Consider the following 12,922-nt stretch of genomic DNA (forward strand, 5'->3'; position numbering starts at 1 on the left):
TATCGTCGATATTTATATCTTAACTATTACAATTTACTTAAACTGCTTATTGATATATTTTTTGCATCTCTTTTACGTATTGCCAGATTGAAGCCTCTTAAATTTATAACTATGGGATCTCCCAAAGGAGCAGATGTTTTTACCAGTATTTCGGTACCTTCTATACATCCAAGCGCTAGAAGTCTTTTAACTAATCTTTTATCTCCACTTAAATTTTTTATAAATCCCTTCTCACCGGGCTTTAAATCGCAAATGCTCATAATAACTCACCTCGACAGGTAATTTATAAATAATGAAAATCATTATCATTATTTGATTTTATAATATCATATTTAGAATGTACTGTCAATAAATCAAAATATATTTTTATTTTTAATATTTTATCTAAAGACTTGTAAAACTAATGTACATATATGTGCTAAAATAATATTATAAAATAGAATTCTTTTATTAAAGAGGAGAAATAACAAATATGAACACTGCAGCTTTTTTTGATATTGATGGTACTTTATACAGAGAAGGACTTATAACAGAGGTTTTTAAAAAATTAGTCAAATATGAGATAATACCTGCTGAAAGATGGTATAAAGAAGTCAAGCCAGAGTATGATAGATGGGATAAGAGGAAGGGAAATTATGATAACTATCTTTTAAAAATGGCAGATATATATATTGAGGCTATAAGGGGGCTTCATAGATCCCAGGTAGAATTTATAGCTAAAAATGTAGTATCACAAAAGGGAGATAGAGTATATTCTTATACTAGAAATAGAATAAAATGGCATAAAGAAAAAGGGCATAAAATATTAACTATATCTGGAAGCCCTGTAGAACTAGTGAGAGAAATGGCTATTAAACATGAATTTGATGATTATGTGGGTGCTGTATATATCAGGGATAAAAATGAGGTATATACAGGAGAAGTTATTCCCATGTGGGATAGTGAAAGCAAGAAAAACTCCATAAATATGCTCGTAAAAAAATATAATATAGATTTAGATAAAAGTTATGCTTATGGAGATACCTCAGGAGATTTTTCAATGATGAAAATGGTGAAAAATCCTGTATGTGTGAACCCAACAAGGGAACTTGTAAAGGAAATATTGGATGATTCAGAATTGTGCAAGAAGGCACATATAATAGTTGAGAGAAAAGATATGATATATAAATTAAAGGCAGAAGATGTAAATTATATATGAGTTATAATACAACTGAATATGAATAAATTTAAAATTGTGTACTTTAAAATAGTTAGAAAAGAGTGGTAAAGTGATAGAAAGAATTAATGATATTTGTGTAGAAAAACCATCTATTGAGAATTCATTAAAAGTAGGTGACAATGAATGTATTATTAAGGATGCTGTTTTTTTTGATTTAGAACATTATATATACAAAAAACCCATATGCGTAGGTGTATTTGGTTCTTGTTTTTATGATTATAAAAATGAAAGTTTAAAAGTAACTCAATATATGATAGAAAATAAAAAAGATGTAAAATCTATACTTAAATTGTCAAAACAATATTTTAAGGCCATGATTGAAAAAGGCAAAAGATATATAGTTACTTTTTCAGGAAATAATGATTTTACTGTTATAAACTATCTCTTCAAAAAATATAACTTGGAGTTTAACATACAGGATTATTTTACGAGTATAGATTTACAGAAGCAATATGAAAATAAAATCCATAAATCTATAGGATTGAAAGCATTGGAAAAAGAATTCGGAATTACTAGAGAAAATGGAGTTATAAGCGGATCAAATCTGGCTAAAACTTTTAGTAAAATAGTAAAAGACAGTGAATATATAAATAGAATGCCAAATATTAAAAAGCAAAAAATATTGCTTTATAACGAACAGGATGTGGTAAGTCTATTTGATATATACACCAAATGGAATGACGTGTTTATAAATTCTATATAAAGTACTTTAAAAAAAATATCAAATATTGTAATATTAATATATAGATATCATATATATTATAAAGAGGTGACTAAGTTGATTTTTACTCCTATAAAGAATACAAAGGTATATGAACAAGTAATAGAACAAATTGAAAATATGATTATAGATGGGACTTTAAAGAAAGGAGATAAACTTCCTTCTGAAAGAGAGTTAGTGGAACATCTTCAAGTGAGCAGAACTTCCATAAGAGAGGCATTAAGAGCTCTGCAGGTTATGGGACTCATAGAAAGTAGACAAGGTGAGGGCAATTTTATAAAACAAAGTTTTGAGAATAGTTTGTTTGAGCCTCTCTCGGTGATGTTTATGCTTCAAGGGGGGAATCCAGAAGAAATAATAGAGGTAAGAAAACTTTTAGAAGTGGAAACCGTTTCTCGGGCTGCTGTAAAAATAAATGAGGAACAGCTGAAAAATTTAAAAAAATTGTCGGATGCTTTTAAAACTTCTAAAGATGAGAATAATAATGTAAAATTTGACAAACAATTTCATTATGAAATTGCACAAGCTGCTGGAAATTTTTTAATAATAAATATTTTAAATGCTATGTCTTCTTTAATGGACTCTTTCCTAAAGGATGCCAGAAGAAAAATACTGGTAAATAAAGAAAATTTAAAAATTCTCGCTGAACAGCACGGTAGAATATATGAGGCCCTTAGACTACATGACGCAAAAATGGCTTCGGATGAAATGAATAAACATTTAGCATTTACCAATATGTACATTAAAAAGAACATGTAAAAATTTTTTGGATATACAGTTTACCTTAAAATAAGGCAAAATTTTTTTATATATAATAGTTAATAAATTAACTATTATATATAATTTTTTTACTTGTTGAGAGAAAAATTATATGTTTAAGTATGTAAACGTTGTATAAATAGTAGGGTTTAAATGTTAATTGTAAAATTACTTACTGTTAATAAAATAACAATTGTAGAAAAATTGAGACAAATGTGATATTATGTTTCATGAGTGGTAGTACCATAGTACCATAGCATGTAGTACCACATGTTTTATATATTTTAGGGGGAGGGAATAATATTGAATGTTTACTTACTTTTTTTCATAGCACTAATACCAATAGTATGGCTTATGGTTTCATTAAGTGCTTTAAAAATGCCAGGTCATAAAACTTGTCCTTTTACATTGGTTGTAACTATACTGTTGGCAGTACTAGTATGGAAAATGCCAGTGTTAAATGCAGCCACTGCAACCTTAGAGGGGTTTGCTCTTGCCGCATGGCCTATTTTAATTGTAATAATAGCAGCTGTGTTCACCTATAATCTTACCGTTTACACCAAGAGTATGGATGTAATCAAGAAGATGATGACAGGTATAACAACAGATAAGAGAATACTGGTACTTATCCTGGCCTGGGCTTTTGGCGGATTTATGGAAGCTATAGCGGGATTTGGAACTGCAGTTGCCATACCTGCAAGTATACTGGCTGGCCTTGGATTTAACCCACTTTTTGCAGCTATTATATGTCTTATTGCAAATACAACTCCCACCGCTTTTGGAGCTATAGGAATTCCTGTAACAACTCTTGCAAAGGTTGCCAACATTGATGTAACGCAACTCAGCTATGCAGTAGGTCTCCAATTGGCAATATTGATTGTAATCGTACCCGTTGTACTTGTAATGTTAACAGGTAAAAGCGTAAAGGCAATAAAGGGCTTTTGGGGAATATCCCTTGCATCCGGTATTTCTTTCGCAGTTCCAGAAGTATTGGCGGCAAAATACTTAGGTGCAGAACTTCCTGCAATACTAGGATCAGTAGTCTGTATGATAGTTACAATAGCTGTAGCTAAGATATTTTATAAGAATACTGCTGATGAAAAAGCTGAAAAGGTTTCCTTCAAACAAGGAGTATTGGCCTGGCTGCCTTTTATATTAGTCTTTATATTTGTAATATTGAGCAGTGCATTGTTCCCAACTATAAACAAGGCACTTTCTGCGGTGAAGACATCAGTACCTATTTATACTGGAGAGGGAGCGTCACCTTATGTATTTAATTGGATATCAACTCCAGGTACACTTATCATAATAGCGACTTTTATAGGAGGACTTATTCAAGGTGCTAAGTTTGGTGAAATAACAAAGGTTCTAGGCAACACCTTTAAACAAATGGCCAAATCATCTATTACTATAATTGCCATAGTAGCACTGGCAAAAGTAATGGGATACAGTGGAATGATAAAATCAATATCAGTTGTTTTAGTAGCAGCTACAGGAAGTTTTTACCCGCTGATTGCTCCTATAATAGGTGCACTTGGAACCTTCGTAACAGGGAGCGATACGTCGGCCAATGTATTGTTTGGAGGCCTTCAGGTAGAAGTCGCAAGATCTCTGCACCTGAATGAATTCTGGCTTGCTGCAGCAAACACGGGAGGAGCTACTGCAGGAAAGATGATATCACCTCAAAGTATAGCAGTTGCCACAGCAGCTACAGGACTTGCGGGACAAGAGGGAAAAATATTGAATGCCACTTTGAAGTTTTGTATAGTATACGTAATCATATTGGGCATTATTGCCTACTTTGCGGGACCTTTATTGGGATTTAGATAATTCTGATTTCACCTGATTTTACTAAATTCAAATATTAGAAAGGATGATTGATATGGCATTGATAAAGCTGCCTTATAACAAAAAAACTTTAGAAATTGAAATAGATGACAAGAATCTGTCGGCTGTACTTGAATCAAAGGCAGGGAAGTACAAGACGAAACTCACTGAATCTGAAATAGTTGAAAATGCACTCGATAACCCAATAGGATCTCCTAAACTAGAAGAGCTAGTTAAGGATAAAAAAAATATGGTCATTATAAGTAGTGATCATACAAGACCTGTTCCAAGCAAAATCATAATGCCCATACTTTTAAAAAGAATAAGAGCAGTCAACCCTAAAATCGACATAAAAATTCTAATTGCCACAGGTTTTCACAGACCTACAACAAAAGAGGAGCTTATAGGTAAGTTTGGTGAAGAGATAGTCCAAAATGAAAATATAATAGTACATGATTCCCGTGATAGCAGCAGTTTAGTTAAAATAGGAACATTACCCTCAGGAGGAGAACTTATAATAAACAAGGCAGCAGTGGAAACCGAACTTTTGATTGCAGAGGGTTTTATAGAATCACATTTCTTTGCAGGATTTTCAGGAGGCAGAAAAAGCATACTTCCCGGTATAGCTTCTACTAAAACAATTATGGCCAATCACTGTTCGGAGTTTATAGCAAGTCCTTATGCCAGAACAGGAAAGCTGAAAGGCAATCCAATTCATAAGGACATGCTTTACGCTGCTGAAAAGGCAAAATTGGCCTTTATAATAAATGTAGTTATAGATGGGAATAAAAAGATAATAAATGCATTCACAGGTCACAGTAAATTGGCTCATGAAGAAGGTTGTAAATTTGTACTTGAGTTGTCTAAAGTGAATGCAGTTGAATCAGATATTGCCATTTCTACAAATGGAGGTTATCCACTTGATCAAAATTTGTACCAATCAGTTAAGGGAATGACTGCAGCAGAGGCAACCTGCAGGAAAGGCGGAGTAATAATAATGGTAGCTGCCTGCAATGATGGGCACGGTGGTGAAGGCTTTTACAAGAGTTTGTCAGAAGTAAAATCACCTGAGGAATTTTTGGAAAAAGTTTCAAAGGTTTCAAGAGGAGAAACAGTACCTGATCAGTGGGAATCTCAGATACTTGCCAGAATACTCAGTAAATGTACTGTTATCATGGTTACCGATATGTGTGATCCTCAAATTATAAAGAATATGCACATGCAGCATGCATATACTATTGAGGAAGCTCTCAATAAAGCTTATGAAATTGCTGGAAAAGATGCAAAAGTAGCTGTTATACCAGATGGAGTTGCCGTAATTGTAAGTTAAATAATAAAATGTTTTTAAATTTATATAAATTTTGGAGGTAATTTATAAATGGATATATTAGTATGTATAAAACAGGTACCTGGAACTTCTAAAGTTGAAGTAGATCCTGTAACTGGAGTATTGAAAAGAGAAGGTATAGATTCTAAGATGAATCCCTATGATCTATTTGCACTGGAAACTGCACTGAGACTCAGGGAAAAACATGGAGGAGTAGTAAAGGTAATAAGCATGGGACCGCCTCAGGCTGCAGATGTAATAAAGGAAGCCTATATGATGGGTGCTGACGAAGGAGTGCTTCTGTCAGACAGAAAATTTGCAGGGGCTGATGTACTTGCAACTTCCTACACCATATCCCAGGGAATAAAGGCAATGGGTCATATAGACCTGATTCTCTGCGGCAAGCAGACTACAGATGGAGATACGGCTCAGGTAGGACCTGAAATGGCGGAGAATTTGGGAATACCTCATATAGCTAATGTACTGAGCATTGAAGAAGTAAAGAATGACTCAATGATAGTTAAAATGGATATGCCCAATACTGTGGAAATATCACAGATAAAATTTCCATGCCTTTTAACAGTGGAAAAAGATATCTTTCAGCCAAGGCTTCCATCTTACAAGAAAAAGGTGGCTACAAAAGACAGAGAAGTTAAGATATTGAGTCTCAAAGATTTTGAAGATAAAAGTGAAAACAGGTACGGACTCAACGGTTCACCAACTCAAGTAGAAAGAATATTTCCACCTGAAGTAAACACAGATAAAGAGATGTGGAATGGAACTAGTGAAGAACTGGCGGATAGATTGACTGAAAAACTTAAAGAATTAAAATTTATATAGGTTATTAGGAGGAATGGAAAATGGGTAAATTGGTAATAAACAAAGAGAAGCTTACTCCTTCAATTATAAAGGAATTAGTTGATATATGTCCTTTTGGGGCAATGGAGAGCAAAGATGGAGGATTGGAAATAAATGCAGCTTGTAAGATGTGTAAGCTGTGTGTAAAAAAGGGACCAAAGGGAGTAGTAGAGTTTATAGAAGATAAAGTTGAAGAAATAGACAAAAGTCTCTGGAAGGGAATAGCTGTTTATGTGGATCATGTAGAGGGAAATATTCACCCTGTAACTTATGAACTCATAGGTAAAGCTAAAGAGTTGGCAGCTAAGATAAGTGATGATTATCCCGTATATGCTGTATTTGTAGGACATAATATAAAGGATAAAGCACAGGAAATACTTCATTATGGTGTAGATGAGGTTTTTGTATATGATTACGAGGAGCTTAAAGATTTCATAATAGAGCCTTATACCGCAGCTATGGAGGATTTCATAAGTAAAGTTAAACCTTCAACTCTTCTTGTAGGAGCTACTACCGTTGGAAGATCACTGGCACCTAGAGTTGCAGCTAGATTCAAGACCGGACTTACTGCTGACTGTACAGTACTGGACATGAAAAAAAATACAGATCTCGTACAGATAAGACCTGCTTTTGGTGGCAATATAATGGCTCAGATATTAAATCCAAATCACAGACCTCAATTGGCTACCGTAAGATATAAAGTCATGAATGCACCGGAGAGATCAAAAGATATTTCAGGAAAAATAACTGTCCAGGAAATGGATAGGAAAAAATTTAAATCTGGAATAAAAGTACTTAAAGTAACTAAAAAAGAAGTTGAAAAAGAAATATCAGAAGCAGATATTATAGTTGCAGCAGGCAGGGCATTCAAAAATGAAAAGGATTTGGAAATGGTATATGAACTTGCAGATCTGCTTGGAGGACAAGTAGCTTGTACAAGGCCACTTATAGAAGCAGGGTGGATAGATTCCAAGAGACAGATAGGACTAAGTGGGAGAACAGTTAAACCAAAACTCATAATAACTTGTGGTGTGTCTGGTTCAGTACAATTTGTAGCTGGTATGAATAATTCTGATTTAATTATTTCAATAAACAAGGATCCAAAAGCATCTATATTCAATGTAGCCCACTATGGTATCGTAGGGGACGTATATGAGGTTATACCAAAGCTCATAGAGAATATCAAAGCAAAAAAAGGTCTGTGCCAACCGGCGTAAATTGCAGATGAATTTCAAATTTTTAAGTTTAGTTTGGAGGAAAAAACATGGAAATGTGTGTTGAAAAATATAAAAAATTAAATAGTGATGATATAAAATTTCTGGTGGATTTACTTGGCAAAGACAGAGTTTTTACAGGAGAAAATATAAATGACGATTACAGTCATGATGAATTGGGTGGAGTCAGCAAATATCCCGACGCAATGGTAGAAGTTTTAAATGCAGAGGAAGTTTCAAAGATAATGTCCTATGCCTACAAAAACAATATACCGGTAGTAGCAAGAGGTTCAGGAACTGGCTTAGTTGGATCATCAGTGCCAATAGAAGGAGGCATAATGATAAACCTAACCAAGATGAACAATATAATTGAATTGGATGAAGAAAATCTCACTTTAACTCTTGAGCCAGGCGTGCTTCTCATGGATATAGCAAAATTTGTAGAAAGTCATGATCTATTTTACCCACCGGATCCAGGTGAAAAATCCGCGACCATTGGTGGAAATATAAGTACAAATGCCGGTGGAATGAGAGCTGTAAAATACGGTGTTACAAGAGATTATGTAAGAGGCCTTGAAATAGTACTTCCCAATGGAGCTATATTGGAGCTCGGTGGAAAAATAGTTAAAAACAGCTCAGGTTACAGCATAAAGGATTTGATATGCGGCTCAGAGGGAACTCTCGGGATAATTACAAAAATAATATTGAAGCTTCTTCCTCTTCCAAAACAATCCATAAGCTTGCTTGTGCCATTTCCAAACCTGGATAAAGCTATAAGTACGGTACCGAAGATAATAAAATCAAAATCCATACCAACTGCTATAGAATTTATGCAGAGAGAGGTCATACTTGCAGCAGAAGAATTCCTTGGAAAGAAATTCCCGGACAATTCGTCAGATGCATATTTACTTCTGACTTTTGATGGAAACAGCAAAGAGCAGATAGAAGCCGATTACGAAAAAGTAGCTGAAATATGTCTTCAGGAAGGAGCCCTTGACGTCTATATTTCAGACACGGATGAAAGGAAAGAATCAGTTTGGTCTGCAAGGGGAGCATTTCTTGAAGCCGTTAAAGCTACCACTACTGATATGGATGAATGTGATGTTGTTGTTCCAAGAAACAAAGTAGCTGAATTTATAAAATACACCAATGAGCTTCAAAGACAATTCAACATAAGAATAAGGAGTTTCGGCCATGCAGGAGATGGAAATCTACACGTATATATTTTGAAAGATGAGCTTTCAGATGAAGAGTGGAAGAAAAAGCTAAGCGATGTATTTGACTGCATGTATAAAAAATCAGAAGAATTACAGGGTGCTGTGTCGGGAGAACACGGTATAGGATATGCCAAGAAAAAATATATATTCCGCCAGTACGGTGATGAATATATGAAACTTATGAGGAATATAAAACTTGCCTTTGATCCTAAAAATATATTGAATCCAGATAAAGTTTGTGAATAATCAGAAATAGAAGAATAAAAACCTTCGTAAAATTTTATGAAGGTTTTTATTCTTTTTTATAGAAAATATTTAAATTTTAATAAAATGATATATATAAATTATTGTATATTTATAATAAAATAAATAATGCAATGATAACTTTATATACTTTGACCTACGACGTATAAGAAAAAAATTATAAAAAATAAATTAATTTTTATAAAATATGTTGCATATTTATTCATAAAGTCATATAATAACTACATATTCAAAATAGCATCCTATAAGTTCTATAAAAAAGGGGGTAAACAAATTTGATACAGGTAGGAATTATTGGGGGGACAGGTTATGTAGGCGCAGAACTTGTAAGGCTTTTGTCAAATCACAATAAAGTGCATATATCTGGAATATCTTCTGTTCAATATAAGGGGAAATCTCTATCCAGTATATATACTGGATTTTACAAAATCAATGAACTTATATGTGAAAGTCAACAGGATGTTGTAGAAAAAAGTGATTTGATATTCTTGGCACTGCCCAGTGGATTAAGCCAAGCTATTATTGAAAAGGCGGTTCAAAAAAACAAAATATGCATTGACATGGGAGCAGATTTCAGATTTAAAAATGAAGATTTGTATAAAAAATGGTATGGTAGAGATTTTATCAACCACGACTTACATCAACAATCTGTATATGGCCTTCCGGAATTGAATAGAGAACATATACGAAAATCTCAGATTATAGGGAACCCTGGATGTTATGCTACTTCAGTTGAATTGGCACTTTTGCCTCTTATTTCCGGAAACTTAATAGAAAAAAAGGGTATAATTGCAGATTGTAAATCCGGAATAACTGGATCAGGAAAAAATCTTACAGAAAGCAGTCACTTTGTAAACTGCAATGAAAATTTCAGTGCTTATAAAGTGGTAAATCATAGACACACTCCGGAGATAGAGGAAACTTTAAGTAATGTATGCAGGGAAAATGTAAAGTTAACTTTTATTCCCCACTTGATTCCAATAAATAGAGGAATCTTATCTACAGTTTATACGACTCCCAAGGATACAATAGATTTAAAAAGTATATATAAAAAATACTGTAAATTCTATAAAAATGAATATTTTGTAAAAGTATTACCACTTGGAGAAGTGTCAAAAATAAGTAATGTTAGGCTCTCAAACTACTGTCATATATCTTTACACTATGATGAGGACAATAACAAGCTGGTAATTATATCCTGTTTAGACAATATGATAAAGGGTTCGGCAGGACAGGGAATTCAAAATATGAATATTGTTTTGGGTTTTTCAGAAAAAGAGGGACTTGCCGCTTTACCAGCTGTTTTCTAATTGAACTACAGGAGGTTGTTAAAATGGTTTTTAAATTTATAAAGGGAGGAGTAACTTCTCCTAAAGGCTTTATATCTTCTGGAATTGACTGTGGGCTTAAGGGAAAAAATTTAAAAGATCTAGCTCTTATAATGTCCACTGGTTCCTGTAATTCCGCAGGAGTTTATACCACAAACAAGGTCAAAGGAGCTCCTCTTCTGGTTACCAAAAAACACCTGGAAAATAAAACTGCTCAGGCTATAATCGCAAATAGCGGCAATGCCAATACATGTACAGGTAAAGTGGGTATAGAGGATGCAGAGAAAATGTGCAGGTTTGTGGCAAAAGCATCAAACATTAAAGAAGAAAATGTGCTTGTGGCATCTACTGGCATCATAGGAGTAAAATTGAATATTGATTCCATAGAGAATTCCATTCCAGTTTTAGTCAAAAATTTGAGTAAGGATGGCTATAAAGATGCATCTGAAGCCATAATGACTACGGATACTATTCCCAAAACCCTGGCTGTGGAATTTAAAATTCAGGGAAAACCAGTTGTCATAGGTGTCATGGCAAAGGGTTCTGGAATGATACATCCGAATATGGGAACTATGCTTTCTTTCATTACTACCGATGCAAACATAAGCGGTGAACTCTTAGAAAAAGCCTTAAAGGAAAGTGTGAGAGTGAGCTATAACAGAATTTCTGTAGATGGAGATACATCTACAAATGATATGGTATTAATTATGGCAAACGGGCTTTCTGACAATCCCGTAATAGAAGAGGAAGATGGGGACTACAAAATATTTTTAGAGGCACTTAAAAAATTAAATATAGAAATTGCAAAAATGATTGCAAAAGATGGAGAAGGTGCCACAAAACTTATAGAATGTAAAGTTTTAAATGTTCCCAGTGAAAAAGATGGTGAGATCCTTGGAAAATCAGTAATATGTTCCAATTTAGTCAAAACTGCCTTTTTTGGATGCAATGCAAATTGGGGAAGAATACTGGATGCAGTTGGATATTCCGGAGTGGATTTCGATATAAATAAACTTCAGGTATCTCTGAAAAGTTTGAAAGGAAATATACTGGTATTTAAAAATGGAGAACCTGTAGAATTTTCAGTAGATGAGGCAGAAGATATATTGTCGGAGGATGAAGTGAGTATAATCTTAAATTTCAATTCAGGCAATTACAGCACCTGCTGCTGGGGATGTGATTTAACCTATGACTATATAAAGATAAACGGAAGCTATATGTCATAGAAACTGTTGTTTAACAAGGGGGGGCGCATATGCAAATAATGGATCATAATGAGGTAGCAAAAGTCTTAGCAGAGTCTCTGCCTTATATTCAAAAATACAGAGGGAAAACCATAGTTATAAAATATGGCGGCAGTGTGATGAAGGATGAAAAGCTCAAGGGATATGTCATAAATGATTTGGTACTCATGAAATGTGTGGGAATAAATATAGTAGTTGTCCATGGGGGAGGTCCTTTTATATCCTCCCATTTAAAAAAATTAAATAAAAAGAGTATTTTTATAGATGGATTAAGATATACTGACAATGAAACCATGGATGTAGTCCAAATGGTACTTTGCGGAAAAGTTAATAAGGATTTAGTCAATTTAATAGAAAATTATGGTGGGAAATCCATAGGCCTGTGTGGTATAGATGGAAATATGCTTGAGGCTAAGAAGGCTTCTCTTAAAATGGATCTGGGAAATGTAGGAGAAATAGTCAACGTAAATACCGAAATCATCAACAATTCCATAGAAAATGGATACATCCCTGTAATAAGTAGTGTGGCCAGGGGAAATAATGGTGAATTATACAACATAAACGCAGATACATGTACTTTTAGAATTGCAGCAGCCTTAAAAGCACAAAATTTAATATTTCTTACAGATGTACCTGGAGTTATGACGGATGTTAGAGATCCATCTACACTTGTTTCAGAACTAAAATTACAGGATATTGCTAAGATGTATAAGGACAATATGATAAAAGGCGGAATGATACCAAAAATTACATCTTGTGTTGAGGCAATAGAATCTGGAGTTAAAAGTGCTCACATTATTGACGGAAGAGTTCCTCACTGTCTTCTTCTAGAATTATTCTCAAAAAAAGGAATAGGAACAATGATCTATTAAAATAAAATAATATATATCTAAAATTATTTATGAAGACACTCGAAAAGTAGATGGAAAATCTTAAAAGATATT

Annotated in this window: 12 protein-coding genes; 11 read left to right on the plus strand and 1 reads right to left on the minus strand. The window is 33.8% G+C overall.

The features are described from left to right. Nucleotides 1–26: 26 nt before the first annotated feature. A complete protein-coding gene (locus ACFHWD_RS16190; RefSeq protein WP_150358056.1) occupies nucleotides 27–260 on the minus strand; it encodes a ferrous iron transport protein A in 234 nt (77 codons plus the stop codon). A gap of 212 nt (nucleotides 261–472) precedes the next feature. Between ACFHWD_RS16190 and ACFHWD_RS16195 the strand changes: the two genes are divergently transcribed. The 11 genes from ACFHWD_RS16195 (at nucleotide 473) to argB (ending at nucleotide 12,850) form a co-directional block, all read left to right on the plus strand. Further along, nucleotides 473–1,198 carry an HAD-IB family hydrolase gene (locus ACFHWD_RS16195; protein WP_150358057.1) on the plus strand — a complete coding sequence of 242 codons (726 nt, stop codon included), beginning with the start codon at nucleotides 473–475 and terminating at the stop codon, nucleotides 1,196–1,198. Nucleotides 1,199–1,268: 70 nt separating this feature from the next. Further along, nucleotides 1,269–1,922, plus strand: coding sequence for a ribonuclease H-like domain-containing protein (locus ACFHWD_RS16200; protein WP_150358058.1), 654 nt, complete (start codon nucleotides 1,269–1,271; stop codon nucleotides 1,920–1,922). Between the two features lie 78 nt (nucleotides 1,923–2,000). Continuing rightward, nucleotides 2,001–2,699: a FadR/GntR family transcriptional regulator gene (locus ACFHWD_RS16205; protein ID WP_179978279.1), complete on the plus strand. Its 699-nt coding sequence runs from the start codon at nucleotides 2,001–2,003 to the stop codon at nucleotides 2,697–2,699. A 303-nt stretch (nucleotides 2,700–3,002) separates the two neighbouring features. Beyond that, nucleotides 3,003–4,529 carry an L-lactate permease gene (locus ACFHWD_RS16210; protein WP_150358764.1) on the plus strand — a complete coding sequence of 509 codons (1,527 nt, stop codon included), beginning with the start codon at nucleotides 3,003–3,005 and terminating at the stop codon, nucleotides 4,527–4,529. A gap of 52 nt (nucleotides 4,530–4,581) precedes the next feature. Further along, a complete protein-coding gene (gene larA / locus ACFHWD_RS16215; protein ID WP_150358765.1) occupies nucleotides 4,582–5,856 on the plus strand; it encodes a nickel-dependent lactate racemase in 1,275 nt (424 codons plus the stop codon). 48 nt (nucleotides 5,857–5,904) lie between these two features. Beyond that, entirely contained in the window at nucleotides 5,905–6,693 is a 789-nt protein-coding gene (locus tag ACFHWD_RS16220; RefSeq protein ID WP_179977362.1) for an electron transfer flavoprotein subunit beta/FixA family protein, read from the plus strand. 20 nt (nucleotides 6,694–6,713) lie between these two features. Then, nucleotides 6,714–7,928, plus strand: coding sequence for an electron transfer flavoprotein subunit alpha/FixB family protein (locus ACFHWD_RS16225; RefSeq protein ID WP_150358767.1), 1,215 nt, complete (start codon nucleotides 6,714–6,716; stop codon nucleotides 7,926–7,928). A 47-nt stretch (nucleotides 7,929–7,975) separates the two neighbouring features. Continuing rightward, nucleotides 7,976–9,388 carry an FAD-binding oxidoreductase gene (locus ACFHWD_RS16230; RefSeq protein ID WP_150358768.1) on the plus strand — a complete coding sequence of 471 codons (1,413 nt, stop codon included), beginning with the start codon at nucleotides 7,976–7,978 and terminating at the stop codon, nucleotides 9,386–9,388. Between the two features lie 293 nt (nucleotides 9,389–9,681). Then, nucleotides 9,682–10,716: an N-acetyl-gamma-glutamyl-phosphate reductase gene (gene argC, locus ACFHWD_RS16235; RefSeq protein ID WP_378062680.1), complete on the plus strand. Its 1,035-nt coding sequence runs from the start codon at nucleotides 9,682–9,684 to the stop codon at nucleotides 10,714–10,716. A gap of 23 nt (nucleotides 10,717–10,739) precedes the next feature. Further along, nucleotides 10,740–11,960: a bifunctional ornithine acetyltransferase/N-acetylglutamate synthase gene (gene argJ, locus ACFHWD_RS16240; protein WP_179977361.1), complete on the plus strand. Its 1,221-nt coding sequence runs from the start codon at nucleotides 10,740–10,742 to the stop codon at nucleotides 11,958–11,960. A 38-nt stretch (nucleotides 11,961–11,998) separates the two neighbouring features. Beyond that, nucleotides 11,999–12,850: an acetylglutamate kinase gene (gene argB / locus ACFHWD_RS16245; protein WP_150358430.1), complete on the plus strand. Its 852-nt coding sequence runs from the start codon at nucleotides 11,999–12,001 to the stop codon at nucleotides 12,848–12,850. Nucleotides 12,851–12,922 lie beyond the last annotated feature (72 nt).

This window comes from Clostridium sp. MT-14, from assembly GCF_042436595.1.
GTDB lineage: Bacteria > Bacillota > Clostridia > Clostridiales > Clostridiaceae > Clostridium_B > Clostridium_B aromativorans.